The sequence below is a fragment of the Hyphomonas sp. J20-32 genome, assembly GCF_055808555.1.
The window spans coordinates 3,178,495-3,196,702 of sequence record NZ_CM147873.1; the positions used below are offsets into that span (position 1 = coordinate 3,178,495).

General features: G+C 63.4%; 16 protein-coding genes. 5 read left to right on the top strand and 11 right to left on the bottom strand.

What is annotated here, in order from left to right:
• Positions 1–194: 194 nt before the first annotated feature.
• Entirely contained in the window at positions 195–1,010 is an 816-nt protein-coding gene (locus AC0L7I_RS15420; protein WP_473397313.1) for an SDR family NAD(P)-dependent oxidoreductase, read from the bottom strand.
• On the bottom strand, positions 1,007–1,570 hold the full coding sequence (locus tag AC0L7I_RS15425) for a carboxymuconolactone decarboxylase family protein (RefSeq protein WP_473397314.1): 564 nt from the start codon (positions 1,568–1,570) through the stop codon (positions 1,007–1,009). The genes AC0L7I_RS15420 and AC0L7I_RS15425 overlap by 4 nt, the downstream gene beginning before the upstream one ends.
• A gap of 200 nt (positions 1,571–1,770) precedes the next feature.
• Here AC0L7I_RS15425 and AC0L7I_RS15430 point away from each other — a divergent pair, with 200 nt between their 5' ends.
• From AC0L7I_RS15430 to AC0L7I_RS15450, 5 genes are read left to right on the top strand one after another with little or no spacing between them, the layout of a single operon-like run.
• Positions 1,771–3,645: a methylmalonyl-CoA mutase family protein gene (locus AC0L7I_RS15430; protein WP_473397315.1), complete on the top strand. Its 1,875-nt coding sequence runs from the start codon at positions 1,771–1,773 to the stop codon at positions 3,643–3,645.
• Entirely contained in the window at positions 3,642–5,798 is a 2,157-nt protein-coding gene (gene scpA, locus AC0L7I_RS15435) for a methylmalonyl-CoA mutase (protein ID WP_473397316.1), read from the top strand. The genes AC0L7I_RS15430 and scpA overlap by 4 nt, the downstream gene beginning before the upstream one ends.
• A 7-nt stretch (positions 5,799–5,805) precedes the next feature.
• Positions 5,806–6,126 carry a YbjQ family protein gene (locus AC0L7I_RS15440; protein WP_473397317.1) on the top strand — a complete coding sequence of 107 codons (321 nt, stop codon included), beginning with the start codon at positions 5,806–5,808 and terminating at the stop codon, positions 6,124–6,126.
• Between the two features lie 60 nt (positions 6,127–6,186).
• Positions 6,187–7,635: an amidase gene (locus AC0L7I_RS15445; RefSeq protein ID WP_473397318.1), complete on the top strand. Its 1,449-nt coding sequence runs from the start codon at positions 6,187–6,189 to the stop codon at positions 7,633–7,635.
• Between the two features lie 58 nt (positions 7,636–7,693).
• Positions 7,694–8,092: a GFA family protein gene (locus AC0L7I_RS15450; RefSeq protein ID WP_473397319.1), complete on the top strand. Its 399-nt coding sequence runs from the start codon at positions 7,694–7,696 to the stop codon at positions 8,090–8,092.
• Positions 8,093–8,102: 10 nt separating this feature from the next.
• Here AC0L7I_RS15450 and AC0L7I_RS15455 read toward each other — a convergent pair whose 3' ends face one another.
• From AC0L7I_RS15455 to AC0L7I_RS15495, 9 genes are all read right to left on the bottom strand, one after another.
• Positions 8,103–8,624 carry a periplasmic heavy metal sensor gene (locus AC0L7I_RS15455; RefSeq protein ID WP_473397320.1) on the bottom strand — a complete coding sequence of 174 codons (522 nt, stop codon included), beginning with the start codon at positions 8,622–8,624 and terminating at the stop codon, positions 8,103–8,105.
• Positions 8,621–9,067: a hypothetical protein gene (locus AC0L7I_RS15460; protein WP_473397321.1), complete on the bottom strand. Its 447-nt coding sequence runs from the start codon at positions 9,065–9,067 to the stop codon at positions 8,621–8,623. The genes AC0L7I_RS15455 and AC0L7I_RS15460 overlap by 4 nt, the downstream gene beginning before the upstream one ends.
• Complete coding sequence (locus AC0L7I_RS15465) at positions 9,064–9,606, bottom strand: RNA polymerase sigma factor (RefSeq protein WP_473397322.1); 543 nt, start codon at positions 9,604–9,606, stop codon at positions 9,064–9,066. Before AC0L7I_RS15465 ends, AC0L7I_RS15460 begins: the two co-directional genes overlap by 4 nt.
• A gap of 161 nt (positions 9,607–9,767) precedes the next feature.
• A complete protein-coding gene (locus tag AC0L7I_RS15470) occupies positions 9,768–10,286 on the bottom strand; it encodes an EF-hand domain-containing protein (protein ID WP_473397323.1) in 519 nt (172 codons plus the stop codon).
• 56 nt (positions 10,287–10,342) lie between these two features.
• Positions 10,343–13,030 (bottom strand): bifunctional [glutamine synthetase] adenylyltransferase/[glutamine synthetase]-adenylyl-L-tyrosine phosphorylase, encoded by a 2,688-nt coding sequence (locus AC0L7I_RS15475; RefSeq protein ID WP_473397324.1) that lies wholly within the window; start codon positions 13,028–13,030, stop codon positions 10,343–10,345.
• Positions 13,031–13,036: 6 nt separating this feature from the next.
• Positions 13,037–14,437: a sensor histidine kinase gene (locus AC0L7I_RS15480; protein WP_473397325.1), complete on the bottom strand. Its 1,401-nt coding sequence runs from the start codon at positions 14,435–14,437 to the stop codon at positions 13,037–13,039.
• Between the two features lie 33 nt (positions 14,438–14,470).
• Complete coding sequence (locus AC0L7I_RS15485; protein ID WP_473399166.1) at positions 14,471–15,142, bottom strand: response regulator transcription factor; 672 nt, start codon at positions 15,140–15,142, stop codon at positions 14,471–14,473.
• Positions 15,143–15,193: 51 nt separating this feature from the next.
• Positions 15,194–16,729 (bottom strand): Do family serine endopeptidase, encoded by a 1,536-nt coding sequence (locus AC0L7I_RS15490; RefSeq protein ID WP_473397326.1) that lies wholly within the window; start codon positions 16,727–16,729, stop codon positions 15,194–15,196.
• A gap of 88 nt (positions 16,730–16,817) precedes the next feature.
• Complete coding sequence (locus tag AC0L7I_RS15495) at positions 16,818–18,053, bottom strand: bifunctional alpha/beta hydrolase/OsmC family protein (protein ID WP_473397327.1); 1,236 nt, start codon at positions 18,051–18,053, stop codon at positions 16,818–16,820.
• Positions 18,054–18,208 lie beyond the last annotated feature (155 nt).

Genomic DNA, 18,208 nt, shown 5'->3' on the forward strand with positions numbered 1-18,208 from the left:
GGCACGGGCACCGATCTGGCAAAAGTCGGTGGATATTGCCGTCTAGCGACAACTGATTGAAATATACTTACTCGCCCATATCGGGGGCGCACTCGATGATAATTCGCTTGTTGGTATCGGGAGTGTGACTTGCGACCCCTCATCCCCGGACTTGTCCTGAGGGAGAAACAGGTGTGTGGCGCAGGCGTATTGCCTCATCCCACCCGGGCGCTACCGCCACCGTCAACCGGCAAAACAGCGCCCGTAATGAACCGAGCCTCGTCGCTCGCCAGGAATAGCGCCGCGTGGGCCGTGTCCCAGCCGGTTCCCATGAACTTCATGGGCACGTTTGCCGCGCGCTCCTCGCGTAGCGCCTCCTCAGAGATTCCGCGCGCAGCTGCAATGCCGCCAATCGCCATCGGCGTGTCCATCAGGCCGGGCGTGATCGCATTGCAGCGCACGCCGCGCGACGCCCCGCTCATCGCCACGCTACGCGTCATCCGGTTCATCGCCGCCTTCGACACCTCATAGGCCATCTGAAAGCCGCCCGCGATCGATGCCAGCGACGAGATGTTCACGATGGCGCCGCGGCGCTGCTCCAGCATCCCGGGCATCGCCGCCTTGGTGACCAGCCACGCGCCCTTCAGGTTCACGCGAAGAATACGGTCGAACGCATCTTCGGTCAGCTTGTGCGGCGGTCCGTCGCCATTGCCGCCGATGCCGACATTGTTGACGAGAATATCGACCCGCCCGAACGCGTCGATACACTCCTCCACGATACGGCGCGTGTCTTCTGACCTGGATATGTCAGCCGCGCAGGCGCGACCTACGCCGCCCTGGCTTTCGATTCCTGCAACCGTTTCAGCAGCGCGCGCACCATCCCGATCAACGCAAATAACGCTTGCCCCGGCGCGCGCGAACAGCAGCGCCATGGCCTTGCCGTTGCCGATTGTCTCGCCCGGCGTCTGTCCGGCACCTGTGATGATCGCCACCTTACCGGCAAGGCGGCCGGAGACGTCGCCGAGACTCAACGCTCCAGGTCCGTGTCCAACTCAAGATCAGCGTCCAGTTGCACGCCGAACGAGTTCAGCATCATCGACACTTGCGTGTACTGGCCAACGGTCATGACCAGGTCCATGCGCTGCTTCTCGGTCAGGCCCTCAAGTTCGTCCCATGTCCGGTCGGTGATGAAGGCGTCGGTCGTCAGCTCGTCCACGGCGCGGAGCATCGCGCTTTCCAGCGGCGACCAGCTCGGTGCCAATGGGCCTTCCTTGATATGCTGGATTTCCGTTTCGGTCAGGCCGCATTCCTTGCCAATGCGCACATGCTGGGCCCATTCATAACCCGACTTCCAGTTATAGCCGGTGCGCAGGATGACGATCTCGCGCTCACGCGGGGCCAAGCTGTTATAATCCGACAGGATATAGCCGCCCCAGCGCATAAAGGATTTGAATGCCTTCGGCGCCCGCGCCAGCGTGCGGAAAATATTGTAGACAGGCCGCCCGTGAAACGTCTTTTCCAGCGCCTCCTTTTGTTCGGTGTCCATTTCCGCATCTGCCAGCGGTGCGATCCTCGCCTTATTCAGTCTCATCGGTAAGTGCCTTCCTGCTCGGCGGCGCCTCTGCACCTGCCTGTTTCATCCCTGTTCCTGCAGTAAATACGCTTACACACGGCGCCACAAGCATGTTCGGGGGCATCAGGCCGCACCCCTGCCGTTGCGCTAGGCCTTGACCTTACGTTGGCGTCAACTCCATTACCTAGGCACACTAGTGAATACAGGCACCGCACACCATGGCAGACGACATCCTCCCCCTCAGCAGCGCGTTCAAGGACGCAACGGAAGCCGAATGGCTGGCCGCCGTCGACAAGGCCCTCAAGGGCAAGGGCATCGACTCGATCACACGGCATACGGCTGACGGGCTGGACGTGCGCCCGCTCTATCGCGAAAGCGATTTTCCGTCCGCGACCGACCCCCTCGGCCTGCCCGGAGCCGCGCCATACCTGCGCGGCCCGACCGCCGCGCCGGACGCCTACCTGCCCTGGGATATTCGTCAGGCTTTCACCCATCCTTCGCCAGAAACGACCAACGCTGAAATCCTGCGCGACCTCGAGCGCGGCGTCTCGTCAGTCGAACTGACGCTCGACCCTGCAGGCGAGAGCGGCGTTCAGGTCGCAGACCTCGGCACGCTCACAACTGTCCTCAAGGGCGTGAATGCCGCCATCGCCCCTGTCGCACTCGATCATGTACGCGATGCCGGGTTCGACGCTGCCGAGCTGCTTGTCGAATGGGCACAGGCGCAGGCCGACACGTCTACGCTGAAGCTTGATGTCAATCTGGACCCGCTCGGCGCCCTCGCGCGCACGGGCGGCCTTGATTCCGCCCTCGACGAGACCTTCGAACGCCTCGCCCATACCCTGGCCACCCTCGCCGCGCACCTGCCCTGCGCCGGTCGGCTCCGCATCGACGCCCGCATGGTGCACGAGGCCGGCGGCTCCGACGCGCAGGAACTCGGTGCCCTGATCGCCAGCGCCGTCGACACATTGCGCCGCCTGCCAGAGGCCGATGTGGCCGCCCTCGTGCCGCGCATCACCTTCTCGCTCGCCCTCGACGCCAATTACGGCCTCGGCGTCGCCAAGCTGCGCGCCGCCCGCCGCCTCTGGGCGCGTTGCCTTGAATTGCTTGAGGTTTCGCCGGTGCCCATGCGCATCCAGGCCACCACATCGGCCCGCATGCTGACCCGCTATGACGCCTGGACCAACATGCTCCGCTGCACCACCGCCGCCTTCGCTGGGGCCATTGGCGGCGCCGACATCATCACCGTCCGCCCGTTCAATTCCGCCCTCGGCATCCCGGAAGAACTCGGCCGCCGCATCGCCCGCAACACCCAGATCATCGCCATGGAAGAAAGCCAGCTCGGCCGCGTTGCCGACCCGGCCGGCGGCGCCTGGTTCACCGAAAGCTTCGCCGAAGACCTCGCCAATGCCGCCTGGGCCGAATTCCAGCAGATCGAGACAGAAGGCGGCTTCGCGGCCAGCCTCCTCTCCGGCGCCTTCCAGGGCCGCGTCGCCGCCACCCGCGACGCCCGCGCCAAGGACATCGCCAAGCGCAAGGTGCCGATCACCGGCGTCAGCGAATTCCCGCTGCTGGAAGAGATCGCCGCGCCCGTTGCCGATCCGGTGAAACCGAAACCGGCCTCCGCCGCGCCGGACATGGCCGAGACCTGCGCGCCCCTCCTCCCCATCCACCTCGCCGCCCCCTTCGAGGCCCTGCGCGATGCCGCCGCAGCCGCCCCGAAAGCACCCGCCATCTTCCTCGCCACGCTCGGCCCCGTCGCCGAGCATTCGGCCCGCACAGACTTCGCCCGCAACCTGTTCGCCGCTGGCGGCATCGCCGCGACAGAGCCGCCCGTCGCGCCGAAATCCGCCGCCGAGCTCGCCGCCGCCTACAAGGCCTCCGGCTGCCATATCGCCGTCCTCTGCGGCAGCGACACGCGCTACCCGGATGAGGCCAAAGCCGCTGCGGCCGCCCTCAAGGCCGCGGGCGTCCGCCACCTCTGGCTCGCCGGCAAGTTCGAAGCGCCCGGCGTGGACTCCAACATCTTCATGGGCTGCGATGTGCTGCACACATTGACGCTCGCGCACGCAGAACTGGGGCTTTCCCAATGACCAAATTCCCTGATTTCACCGCCGCAGACCTCGGCGCTCCGCACGCCAAATCCGTCGCGCCAACGCTTGGCGAGCCATGGCACACGCCCGAAGGCATTGACGTCAAAACAGCCTTCACGGCTGAAGACACCAAGGGCCTCGACTATCTCGACGATTATCCCGGCCTCGCGCCGTTCGGCCGTGGCCCCTACCCGACCATGTACACGAACCAGCCCTGGACCGTGCGCCAGTATGCCGGCTTCTCCACCGCGGAAGACTCCAACGCCTTCTATCGCCGCAACCTCGCCGCCGGCCAGAAAGGCCTCTCGGTCGCCTTCGACCTGGCCACCCACCGCGGCTACGACTCCGACCACGTCCGCGTCTCCGGCGATGTTGGCATGGCGGGCGTCGCCATCGATTCCATCTACGACATGCGCACGCTCTTCTCGGGCATCCCGCTCGACAAGATGTCCGTGTCGATGACCATGAACGGCGCCGTGCTGCCGATCCTCGCGCTCTATATCGCAGCCGCCGAGGAACAGGGCGTCACGCCCGACAAGCTGGCCGGCACGATCCAGAACGACATCCTCAAGGAGTTCATGGTTCGCAACACCTATATCTATCCGCCCAAGCCCAGCATGCGGATCATTTCGGACATCTTCGCTTACACGTCGCAGAACATGCCGAAATACAATTCCATCTCGATCTCCGGCTATCACATGCAGGAAGCCGGCGCGACGGCAGACCTCGAGCTTGCCTACACGCTGGCCGACGGCATTGAATACATCCGCGCAGGCGTCGCCGCCGGGCTCGACGTCGACAAGTTCGCGCCGCGCCTGTCCTTCTTCTGGGCCATCGGCATGAACACGTTCATGGAAGTCGCCAAGATGCGCGCCGCGCGCCTCATCTGGGCGAAACTGGTCGAGAAGGAGTTCAAGCCGAAGAACGTTAAGTCCCTCAGCCTACGGACACACTCGCAAACCTCTGGCTGGTCGCTCACCGCGCAGGATGTCTACAATAACGTCATCCGCACCTGCCTCGAAGCCGTCGCAGCCACAGGCGGCCAGACGCAGAGCCTGCACACGAACAGCTTCGACGAGGCCCTCGCCCTGCCGACGGACTTCTCCGCCCGGATCAGCCGCAACACGCAGCTTTTCCTGCAGCAGGAAGCGGGCGCCTGCCAGACGATCGACATGTGGGGCGGCTCCTACTACGTCGAACGCCTGACGCATGACCTCGCCGCAAAGGCCCTCGCCCATATCGAGGAAGTCGAGAAAATGGGCGGCATGCGCAAGGCCATCGAGGAAGGCCTGCCCAAGCTGCGCATTGAGGAAGCCGCCGCCAATACGCAGGCCCGCATCGACAGCGGCACGCAGACCGTGGTCGGCGTCAACAAGTTCCATCTCGATGAAGACGAAGACGTGCCCGTCCTCAAGGTCGACAATGCCGCCGTGCGCCGCATGCAACTCGACAAGCTCGCGCGCCTGAAGGCTGACCGTAACGAAGCCGAAGTCACCGCCGCGCTCGACGCCATCGCCAAGGCCGCCGCCGGCACCGAGGGCAACCTGCTCGCCCTCGCCGTCGACGCCGCCCGCGCCAAGGCCACTGTCGGCGAAATCTCCGAGGCCGTCGAACGCAGCCAGGGCCGCCACAGCGCCGTCATCCGTTCGATCAAGGGCGTCTATGGCGGCGGCGTCAAAGGCGACAACAAGGCCAACCAAGCCCAGTCGCTCGCCACCGCCTTCGAAAAGAAGCATGGCCGCCGCCCGAAAATCTACATCGCCAAGATGGGTCAGGACGGCCACGATCGCGGCCAGAAGGTCGTCGCCTCGGCCCTCATGGACCTCGGCTGGGATGTCGAGATCGGCCCACTCTTCCAGACACCTGAAGAAGCCGCCGCCGACGCGCGCAAGGCCGGGGTCGACATCGTCGCCGCCTCCTCGCTCGCCGCCGGTCACCTCTCGCTCGTGCCGGAACTCAAACGCGCCCTCGGCAATGAAGGTGCGGCAAACGCCCGCATCATCGTCGGCGGCGTCATCCCGCCGCAGGACTTCGACGCCCTCTACGCCGCCGGCGCCACCGCCATCTTCCCCCCCGGCACCGTCATCGCCGACAGCGCCATCAGGATGCTGGAAGTGCTGGACGATGACGGCGCGAAGACAGCAGCAGAGTAGCCTTCCCATGATCGTCTCCACCACACCCACGATTCAGAACCGTAGCATCACGGCCTACAAGGGTATCGTCTGCGGCGAGGTGATTATCGGCGCCCATCTCGGCAAGGATATCCTTGCCAGCTTCACCAATCTCGTCGGCGGGCGTTCGGATGCGTACGAAAAGACCATCCGCGAAACGCGTGACGGCGCCATCAACGAGATGATCCGCGACGCCGAACGCCTCGGTGCCAATGCCATCGTCGGCGTGAAATTCGACTATCAGGTGATTGGCCAGTCCGGCTCGATGATGATGGTTGCCGTCTCCGGCACGGCCGTCACCCTCGCGTAGGCCCTTCCCTTTCAGGGCCACAGGTTCCAGACTGCCGGAAAACGCAGAGGGGCCCCAAGGATGGACGATTTCAAGGATTATGACGCGCTGGGCCTTGCCCAGCTTGTGCGCACGAAGCAGGTGAAACCTTCAGAGCTGCTTGATGTGGCCCTCGGCCATGCCGAAGGGGCGCAGGAACAGATCAATTGCTTCTCTGCGCTTTTCCCCGAGCTCGCCCATGAGCAGCTCGAACAGCCGCTCGGCGACGGCCCGTTTGCCGGCGTTCCTTTCGTCACCAAGGATCTCGCCGTCGACATCAAGGGCGCCCCGATCACGCAGGGCTCGGTCGCATGGAAAGGGCATGTCGCTCCGGCTGACAGCACGCTCGCAGCGCGCTACCGCAAGGCGGGTCTCGTCTTCTTCGGCGCGACCACATCGCCCGAATTCGGCCTGACCACGACGACTGAATCCACGCTCTACGGCCAGACCCGGAATCCCTGGGATACGACCCGCACCTCCGGCGGGTCATCCGGCGGCGCAGCCGCTGCCGTGGCCTCTGGCGTGCTGCCCCTCGCGCAGGCAAGCGATGGCGGCGGCTCCATCCGCATTCCGGCTGCCTGCTGCGGCCTGTTCGGCCTCAAGCCCTCGCGCGGGCGCATCCCGATGGGCCCCGGGCGGACAGAAGGCTGGAACGGCCTTTCCACCGTCCACGCAGTCAGCCGCAGTGTGCGCGACAGCGCCGCCCTGCTCGACGTCTCCCACGGCCCGGAGGTCGGCAGCCGCTACCATGCGCCGCCGCCGGCGCGCACCTTCCTCGCAGAACTCGACCACGATCCCAAACCGCTGAGGATCGCCCTCTGGCGTACCGCACCGAACGACACCAAGCCCGACGCGGACGCCGAAGCCGGCCTGAAATTCACCGCCGAACTGCTCGAACGCCTTGGTCACACCGTCGTGGAAGCAGCGCCCCAGATGGACGGCGCCGCGCTCGGCAAGGCCGCCCTGTTCACCATCTCGGCCAATATCGCCGCCATGATCGACGACCGAGCCAGGATGCTCGGCAGGCCCGTACGCGAGGACGAGCTCGAGCCGATCACATTGTCCATGGCCAATCTCGGCCGCACCGTGCCCATGGTCGAACTCGCCCACGCCAACAATACGTTCCAGACCGCCGCCATCGCCTATGAGCGCTTCCTCGATGAGGGCGGTTTCGACATGACCCTGTCTTCCACCCTGTCGCGGGCACCGGAAAAGCTCGGCGTCATGGCCCTGACCGCAGATCCGGACACGATGGGCGAAGCCGTCGCAAGCTTCAGCCCGCACTGCCCCGTCTTCAACCAGATGGGCGCCCCGGCCATGTCGGTGCCCCTGCACTGGACCGCCCCCACCCCGACCGCCCCCTCGGGTCTCCCCCTCGGCATGATGTTCGGCAGCCGTTACGGAACCGAAAGCCTGCTCTTCGCACTGGCGGGGCAATTGGAACGGTCCGCGCCCTGGGCCCATCGCAAGCCACCTGTCTGGGTTGCATGAACCGCGAAGCGATCTCATACATACCGCGACCCTATTGAACTCTGCAGGATGACAACCGATGCCCGACGCACGTAACCTTCGGTCTGGAGGATGCCATTGCGGTTCGGTCCGCTTCGAAGTGGACTTGCCGGACGTTTTTGAAGTCGAGGATTGCAACTGTTCGATCTGCGCCATGAGCGGCAACACGCATGTCATCGTGCCTGCCAGCCGGTTCCGCGTTCTCAAGGGCGCGGACAACCTGACGGAATACAAGTTCAACACAGGCCAGGCCCGCCACCTGTTCTGCAAGACCTGCGGCATAAAGAGTTACTACATTCCCCGATCAAACCCGGGCGGGTTTGCGGTCACGTGGCGTTGCCTTGATGCCTGGCAATCCCTCAACGTGACGATCAATGCCTTTGATGGCCAGAATTGGGAAGCAAACGCCGGGACGTTGGCGCACAAGTCCAAGGACTGACCTGACAAACCTATTCCTGGTCGCGCGGTCCGGGCGGACCGTCATCATCGCGACCAAACCTGCGATGCCCGCGCCGGGGGCCGTCGCCCGGCTCGCGCGACAGCATCTCGGCCAGCGCCGTGCGCTGGTCCACGCTGAGTTCACCCAGCCGGCCAACCAGCGATTCATGGATTGCGGTGTGCACGGCCTCATCCGAAACGCGCAAGGAACCAAAGGCCCGCCGCACGGCTTCCGGATCATAGGGGTCGGTCTGCAGGGCATCGCCCAGCGCGGCCCGGGCGGCACGCCGGTCTGCGACTTCCGTGTCCGCAGAACGGAATGCATCCATCATCATGCGGCGCACCATCATGCGATCCGCGAGACTGGCCTCGCCCAGTACGGGCGGTCGCTGCGGCGGCATGCCATCCGGCCCGAATCCATTCCGGGGCGAGCGCAACATCGAACCGGCCACAAGGCCGACCAGAAGCAGGTTCGCCATGATTGACAGCGTCAGCCAGAACGGAATCCGGCGCGTTGGGGTGGGCTCACTCATTGAGTGGTCTCCTGAGAATAGTTGAGCACGTCAAATCCGAGCGCGGCATAGACAAGCGTATCGACAGCATCCTCCGAGGTGCCAGTGGTCGCAGGCTGGGCGGTTCCCAACCCGATTGCAAGGCCGATGGCGAGCGACGCGAAAGCTCCGACCGTCGGCCAGCGCGGTATCGCAGCAAGCCAGCTTTGCCGTTTCGGTCGCGCCTCTTTAGGTGCTGTGCCAAGCAAAGCAGCTGTGAGCGCCGCAGACGGTGTCACAGTCGGCAATCCGCCCAGCAATATGTCCATGTCCCGGGCGGCCTGAAGTTCGGCCGCAAACCGTTCCGGCGATTTGGCAAGCAAGGCTTTGGCCGCAGCGCGCTCGGTTTCCGGAAATGCGTTCGCATCCGCGCCCCAGGCTTCGATCAACGCAATCAGCCGTGCATCGGTCATGTCTGTCGTCATGCCTCGCTCCTTTCCATCAACTCTGAACGCAGCGTCCGCCGCGCTCGCGCGAGAAGGCTTTCAAGCGCCTCCACGCTTATCTCCATTATCGCTGCCGCCTCGGCCTGCGAATGGTCCTGCAGCGCGCACAGCGTCAAGGCAGCGGCCTGGCGCTCAGGAAGCGCAGCAATGGCCGCTTCAACAGCCTTGACCCGCTCTGACTGGTCCAGTGCATCGTCAGGACGCAGCGCCATGTCGACCTGTTCCGGCGGCTCAGCCATGGTCGACTCCCGGCGCTTGCGCAGACGGTCGTAACAAAGGTTGAGTGCGACGCGGTGCAGCCAGGTCGAAAATTTCGCCCGCGGCTCCCAGCTCGGCAACGCCTTCCAGGCGCGAATGAACGTTTCCTGTGTCACGTCCTCGGCCTCAGCCAGGTCTGCCAGCATGCGGGTTGCGAGCGCCAGCACGCCGGGGCTGTATCGATTGACCAGCGCAGACACCGCCTGCCGTTCCCCGGCAGCCGCTCGTGTGATCTGATCAAGGTCGGACGAGAATGCCACGTGGTAGAAGTCTAGCGCGCGATCTGACGAAGGGAAAACACCTTCGCCACATGCTGCGGACAGGAACCGGGTCGCCGGGCGCGCCGAACGCATTTGGAAGTGCGAAGAGAGGGGAGGATTTCGCATGTCATGCACTCGGCCCGCCCGGCATTCCGGGTGTCTTATTCGCCGTCTGGCGCGTCGGGAGCGTCTGGCGCCCGTCGATCGCCGTGCCGGCCCCACTTGCCGCGGTGGTCTTTCATCGTTGCGCGGGCGGCTTCTCGCTCTTCTTCGCTCACTATGCCGTCACCATCCGTGTCGAAGCGGTCCATGCCGTGCATCGGGCGACTTGCAAACTCTGCCGCGCTCACCGCGCCATTGCCGTCAGAGTCGAGTTTCTCGAACATCCGGGCCTGACGTTCGGCCTTGCGCTGCGCTTCCATGGTTTCGTGGTGCGCGGTCATTTCATCCAGCGTCAAGGCGCCGTCCTGGTTCGCGTCAGCAGCATTGAACATCGTCGTGCGGTGAGCTTGAATCTCTTCCTTCGAGATGTCGCCATCGCCGTTGGTATCGATTGCTTTCATATGTTCGCTGTCTGGGCCGCCGTGTCGGCCGTGCCCGCGCTCGGCTTGCGCCGCAAAGGGCACCGCAATGACAAGTGCCGCAGCGCCGATCAGAGTAGCAAGTGTGGTACGTTTCATGAGGATTTTCTCCGTTGTCGTGATTAACCCATCACGCATTCAACGGCACACCGTCCTCAATCCGTCGCTGGCAGCTGCAGTTTTTCCGCAGCGATCGCATGCACCCTTGCCTTCAGATCTGCGAGATGGCGCTCGAGAGCGGCAAAATCCTCAGCTCCCACGGCACGGCACAGCCGGTCCTTCAGGCCCTCCGGTATATCGTCTGCGGTCATCTCACTGCCGACCGCCAGGCGCTGGACCTGTTGCAAGGACTGCAGGTAAGCCAAGCCTTCCTGCAGCACGGCATAAGGTGCCGACGGTTGATAACCACTGTCTGCGATGCCTTCCAGCGCTTCGCCCACATTCGGCCAGATGCAATCCGTCTTGCCCATCAGCAGCATGTCCTGTTGCACGATGAACTCGATGTCGATCAGCCCGCCTTTTTCGGTTTTCAGGTCCCATAGGCCCTTGCCGGGCTTTTCACGATAGAGGCGCTGGCGCATCTCCGAGACATCCTGCGCGATCTGTCCACCGTCCTTGCCGGCACGGTCTGCAATGGCCGCCTTGCCAATTGACAGCACATTGCTGCCGAGCCCGGCGTCACCCGCCACGAACCGCAGACGCGTCAGCGCCATATGCTCCCAGGTCCACGCCTCATCATTCTGGTAGCTCTTGAAAGCCGTCAGGCTTACCGCCACAGGTCCGCCGCGCCCCGAAGGCCTGAGGCGCATGTCAACTTCATACAGCGCGCCTTCCGCCGTCGGCGCCGTCAGCGCCGTTATCAGGCGCTGCGTAACCCGTGTGAACCATGTCTGCGCATCCAGCGACGGCGCGTCATAGACCACGATGATGTCGAGATCGGATCCCGCCGTCAGTTCCGACCCGCCGAGCTTGCCCATCGCAAAGACACCCCAAACGCCCGGCGCCTCGCCATACCGCCGCACTGTCTCGGCCTCGGCAACCGCGGCCATCTGGCGGATCGTGCCATCCGCGAGTCGCGACCAATGCGCCGCCGCGTCCGAGGCATTGATCAGCCCGTGCAGCAGGTTGTGCCCGATCAGGAAGCTCTGCTCACGATGATAGCGACGCCATTCGTCCAGCGCGGCATCAAAACTTGTGCTTGCGGTAATCTTTGGCGGCTCAGGCGCCTCGCCGCTGACGAGCGCTTCCAGCAGGTCGGGCCGGCGGGACAGTATCTCGGCGAGACGCGGCGCCAGGGCCAGCGTCGCCACCAGGTCATCGAGCAGCGCCGGCTTGGCCAGCAGCATGGACAGCGTCTGCACGCCTGACGACAGCCCGCTGAAGAAGCGCGAGAACCAGCGAAACGCCTCGTCCGGTTCACCGGTCGCACCCATCGCTTCCAGCATGCGCGGCAGGATCGCCGTCAGCAGTTCCCGTCCGCGCACGGTGCGGGTCGCGGGCACGTTCCCCCGGTGCCATTTCCGGATGGTCGCAATGGCAGCACTCGGGTCACCGAATCCGAGTCCCGACAGGGTACGGACGGTCTCGGGATCGTCATCCACACCGGTGAATACCAGATTGCCGATACGGCTTGGCTCATCCTGCCGGTCGTCCCGGGCGAACAACGCATCATAGGCCGCCTGAACCACGCGCCGGGTTTCGAGAAGGTCGCGATCAAAGTCCCCAAGCGACTCATATCCGCAAAGCGCCGCCACACCTTGCCGTTCCGTCAAATCTGCCGGAACCGTATGGCTTTGCTCGTCATGGAGCATCTGGATCCGGTGCTCGACATCGCGGAGCAACTTGTAGGCCTTGGTAAGGGCCGATGCCGTATCGCTCGTGACGATGCCCGCATCCCGCAAGGCCGCCATCGCGCCCAGCGTTGTATTGTCCCTGAGTGCTGGATGGCGACCACCCAGGATCAGTTGCTGGGTCTGGACGAAGAATTCGATTTCGCGAATGCCGCCTGGGCCCAGTTTGATATCGGGCGCCGGATTCTCAAATCCGTGTGCGCCAATCTTGGTATTGATCATCCGCTTGATGGCCTGGATGTCGTCAATCGCCCAATAGTCGAGATTTCGGCGCCAGACATAGGATCCCATCCTTTCGATGAACCGCGCGGCAGCCGCCTTGTCACCGGCCGCTACCTTCGCCTTGATCCAGACCATCCGCTCCCAGTTCTGCCCGACGCTCTCATAATACATTTCCGCCATCGCAGTTGAAACTGCGAGCGGCGTCGACGACGGGTCGGGCCTGAGGCGCAGGTCGGTCCGGAACACATAGCCATCGGCCGTCACTTCATCGAGCAGCCTGACAACATCCTTCAGCACGCGCTGCGCGGTTTCGCCGGGCGATCGCTCGCCGCCATCAAAACCGTCCGGTTCGTAGAAGGCGGCGATGTCGATATCGCTGGAATAGTTGAGTTCGAACGCGCCCATCTTGCCGAGCGCAACAATGAACAGCCCCTTGTCTGACAGGCCCCGGTTCGTCAGCGCGACACGCAACGCTGCCTGAACCGACGCCGTTGCGAACTGCGTCAGCGCCGCGGTGACTTCCATCACGCTGCGTTTGCCTGACAGGTCGTCGGCCGCAAGCGCAAGGTGGACGGCAGCCTTCGCCTTGCGCAGCTTTGTCATTGCATCTTCGATAGGTGTCTCGCCCGGCAGGCCCGTCACCGACGCAAGCGCCGCGTCGAACGGGCGCGCTTCGGTCCGTTCCGACAGCCGCCTCAAGTAGGGCGCGTGATTGATCGCCACAGTGAGGGCCGCGTCGGGCGTCGAGGCAAGGGGACGTATCTCAAGCATGTTCCGCTAAGCCCGTGGAAGTCGCAGGATCGCTTTCAGGCCGGGCTGGCCGGGCGGTCCTCCTGCATCCAGAAGGATCAACTTGCCGCCATGCAGGTCAGCGACCGAATCCACGAGCGAGAGCCCGAGGCCGGATCCAGGTTGTGTGCGCGCCGAATCCAGTCGTTGGAAACGCTGCACGACACGCTGGCGGGCTTCTGCCGGCACGCCGGGACCGGAATCTATGACCGTCAGGTCAATCGTGCCGTCCGGCCCTCGCGCGACCGTGAACAGGATCGTTCCGCCCGCCGGGGTATACTTCACCGCATTGTCCAGCATGTTCGACAAGGCCTGACCGATCAGGTCGCGGTCGCCAAGAATCATCAGGTGCCGGGCGATCTGGCTCTTGAACGTCAGCTCCGCTTCTTCGCAGGCCGGGTCGAACAGTTCGGCGAGTTCTTCAGCCAGTTCGCTGACATCCATGCGCACACGCTCGCCTTCGGCCCCGGCTTCAAGGCGGGCCAGGCGCAGGATGGCGTTGAACGTCGCCAGCACGCGGTCCACCTCCTCGACGGTCTCGTTCAGCGTCGCGCTTGCTGCTTCCTGCGACAAGGGCTGGGAAAGCGCGATCTCGAGCCGGTTGCGCAGGCGGGACAGGGGCGAGCGCAGGTCATGCGCGATCGCGTTTCCGGTATTGCGCGTTGCGTCGACCAGCTTCTCGATCTGGTCGAGCATGGCATTGATCCGCTGGCCCAGCCGGTCGAATTCGTCACCCGATCCACGCACCGGCACACGCCGTCCGAGTTCGCCTCCCATTACCGCCTCTGCCGTCCGGGCAAGCTCATCCGCTCGGCTTGCCGCGCCTCGGGAAATCAGGACGCCTCCCAGCAGCGACAGGACCAGCCCGATCGGCGCCGCGATGAAGATCGCGCGCTGGATGCGCACCACGATCGCCGTCTGTTGCGCCGTGTCGAACGCCACGAGCAGGGCCCCGCCATTGTCGCGCAGACGCACGAACTTGCCTGCCGCGGATCGCACGATCATCGACCCGTCGGGTTCGGGCTGGTCAAAATCGAAATAGACCGTCTTGGAATCCACTTCCGGCGGCGCCACCGGCATCCGCTGGAAGTGACCGGCAATCTTCCGGCCCGAGGAATCCTCGAGGTAATAGAAATAGGTCGACCCAGTCCGCGTCATGCGCTCCAGCACGGACTGGCTCAGGCGCTCCATCCCGCCCGTATAATAGGCGTTTCCGAGCTGCTCGAACTCGAGATCGAGCCGACGGTCGGATTCGTTGCGAATATAGTAGACCGTCGAATAGTAGAGGTAGATCAGCAACGCTGCCGAAAACGCCGCAAACATGGCGCTGTAGAGCAGCGCCAGTTTGAACGTCGTCGTTCTCAGGAAGGTCGGCAGGCCGAGTTTCATGACTCGCCTCGTGCCAGTCCGCACGCGGCCCGTCTAGCCCTGCAGGCGATACCCGGCACCGCGCACAGTATGCAGCAAGGGTTCTTCGAACTCCTTGTCGATCTTCGCCCGAAGGCGCGAGATATGCACGTCGATGACATTGGTCTGGGGGTCGAAATTATAATCCCAGACTTTTTCGAGCAGCATGGTGCGGGTCACGACCTGTCCGGCATGGCGCATCAGGTATTCCAGCAGGCGGAACTCGCGCGGCTGCAGGTCGATCTTCTTGCCGGCCCGCGTCACCTTGCGGGTCAGCAGGTTCATCTCGAGGTCACCAGCCTTCAGCGACGTGACCTGCGGCTCGCCAACCTGTCGGCGGCCGAGCGCTTCGACCCTCGCAGCCAGTTCAGACGGCGCAAACGGCTTGGACAAATAGTCATCTGCCCCAGCCTTCAGGCCCTGGACCCGGTTCTGGACATCGCCCAGCGCAGACAGGAAGAGCGCAGGCGTCTTGCCGCCCGCTTCCCGATACTCCTTGAGCAGTGTCAGGCCGTCCTTGGCAGGCAGCATGCGATCGACAACGAGCGCATCGAAATCAGCCGAACGGGCCAGTTCCAGTCCGCGTTCACCGTCAATCGCCGTATCGACGCTGTGCCCGGCCTCAACCAGCACTTTCTTGATGAAACTTGCCATTTCGGCGTCGTCTTCGATCACGAGTACACGCATTGTGTCTCCCACCACTGTATCTTCCGCCAAGGTGTCAGGCATCATTCTATCCTATCCTTTTGTCGAGAGGTCGAGGGTACGGTAATTGGTAATCTGACCGATCCGCACGGCGACGAGCACCTTGCTACGGCCAGACTTCCGGGCGTCGGCCACGGCCTTCTGGAAGGCGTCAACCGACACGGCCGGTTGGCTATTGGCTTCCAGGATCACCATGCCCGCCTGCAGGCCGGCATCCTCGAAGACGCCCTTTCGGGTTACATCGACGATCATCAGGCCAGGCTCACCGCTTTTCAGGCCCAGTTTGGTACGCGTGTCATCATCCAGCGGTTTGAAAGTCACGCCAAAGTCTTCGAGGACCGCGCCCTTCTCTTCCGCTTTCGGTGTATTCGAGCCCGATGCCGGACGGATGTTCGCCGTCAGGTCGTCCGGGCGTTCGCCCACGGTCACGCTGATCGTCTGGCGCTTTCCGCCGCGCAGCACTTCGAACTTGTTCGATGTGTTCGCGATCAGCTTGCCAACAAGGCGCGTCGTCGTCGTCGCATCGGTCACTTTCTGGCTGTTCACCGACAGGATGATGTCACCACGCTCGAGCCCGCCTTTCTCGGCAGGGCTGTCATTCGTGACGTCGGCGATAATTGCGCCTTCATTATCTTTCAGGCCCTGGGCTTCCGCCATGTCCGAGGTCAGGTCCTGAATGGCGACACCCAGCCAGCCACGCGATACGCGGCCGTCCTTGATCAGCGCCTGCGTCACTTCATCGGCCAGTTCAGCCGGGATCGCAAAACCGATACCGACCGACCCGCCGGTCGGCGAGAAGATCGCCGTGTTCACGCCAACGACATTTCCGTTGAGGTCGAAGGTCGGCCCACCCGAGTTGCCACGGTTGATGGAGGCATCAATCTGCAGAAAGTCTGTATAGGGACCGGCACCAATGTCGCGTCCGTCAGCCGACAGGATGCCGGCCGTCGCCGTACCGCCAAGCCCGAACGGGTTGCCGAGCGCAACCACCCAGTCGCCCTTGCGCAGGTCATGCGAATTACCAAAACGCACATAGGGATACGTGCCTTTTTCCTTGATGCGCAGGACGGCAAGGTCGGTCTGCGAGTCGGTGCCGACGAGTTCAGCTTCCATTTCGCGACCATCTTCCAGGGTCACTTCGATTTGGGTTGCGTTTTTGACGACGTGATTGTTGGTGACGACATAGCCGTCCTTGGAAATCAGGAAGCCCGACCCGAGCGAACGCGCTTCCTGGGTTTCAGGTTCCGGATTGGCCTCCTCCTGGTCTCTGCGGTTTTGCAGGAATTCATCGAAGCCCGGCATACCGCGGAACTGTTCGAAGAATTGTTCCATGTCAGCCAGCCGGCCGACTTCGCGCTCGCTGATGACGTTGACACTGACAACCGCCGGCTCGACCCGCTCGATCAGGTCGGCGAAACTGAGCGGTGCCCCCTTGGGCGCCTCGATGGCAATGGGCTGCGCGCCCGCTTCCGGGCTGAAGATTTTAGGCGACAGCACCAGCGTGCCAACGGCCGCTGCGCCGAAGACAGCTGCCACGAGGGCTTGTCTCGAAATGCCAAACTTCTTCATTAATCTCTCCAAGTCACTGAAATTGCGTCGGTTAGCCGATCATGGCCTAGATAAACATGTCACAGGCAATGTGGTCATTAAATGTCCGTTAGGTGGATTTGGCTGGCGTTTCCACCGTTCGCACGTGCGCGCCCGCCTCAAGTGTCCGGTGGACAGGGCATTTATCCGCGATTTCCAACATCCGGGCGCGCTGGGCGGCGTCCATATCTCCCTCAATTGTGATCGTGCGATCGAACACGTCGATCTTCCGGCCTTCCTCGCAATGCGCGCAATCGTCGACATAATCCTTGCTGTGCGTGATCGCGACGGACACACGTTTCAATGCCCATCCTTTCCGGTCGGCGTACATGCGCAGCGTCATCGAGGTACAGGCGCCAAGACCGGCAGAAACGTATTCATACGGGTCAGGCCCGCGCCCTTCGCCACCAACATCGATCGGTTCGTCGGCGAGCGAGACATAGTCGCCGATCACAACGGCATTCTCATAATTCCCCCGCCCGGTCTCCCTGACGACCACATCGCGCGTCCCACCGGTTTCCTGCACGGGCATCGCCGCACCCGCGCGGAAAACATAAGGCTCCGCCCACGCGGCCATGACCTTGCCTGCCCTTTCGGCATCGCCCGGTGACATCAGCAAATGATCCGCCTTGTCCAGGCTGATGAAGGATTTCGGATGTCGCGCGCTCACGAACAGGTTGGTCGCATGCTCGATACCGACAGTCTCATCCAGCGGTGCATGCATTATAAGCAGCGGACGCTTCAGGCTGGAGGCCGCCTCCGTCACCTTCGCCCCGCGCACATCCTCCAGGAATTGCCGCTTCAGCAAGAACGGCCGCCCGGCCAGCATCACTTCGGCCTCGCCTTCATCTTCGATTTTCTCGACATGGGTGCGGATGGCATTGATCACATGCGCAGCGTCTGATGGTGCGCCTATGGTGACGACCGCCTTCACCTGCGGAATGTCATGCGCCGCCACGATCACAGCAGCCCCGCCCAGCGAATGCCCGATCAGCAATTGCGGCCCGCCATGCGCTTGTTCCAGCCATTCGGCCGCCGCCACGAGGTCCTGCACATTGGTCGAGAAATTCGTATTTGAAAAATCGCCTTCCGAACTACCGAGCCCGGTAAAGTCGAACCGCAATACGCCGATACCCTGCTCGACAAGTGCCGCCGTGATCTCCCGTGCAGCATGGATGTCCTTCGAACAGGAAAAGCAGTGCGCGAAAAGGGCCCAGGCGTGCGGCTGGAAGACCGGGGCATCCAGCCGCGCCGCCAGCATGCCACCATCATGGCCGGGAAATTCTACGCGGTTCGATTGGTCCATGTCAGCTCCCTGAATGTGTCTGGCCTCCAGAACTGGCGGAGACAGACCCGCGGTGCAAGGCCAGTCCCACCGCATTTGCCTGATTGAAAAGGCAAACAGGCTTGACTTGTCCGGCCTGCATACCGTTCGTGAAGACCAAATCCAATCGCGCGGAA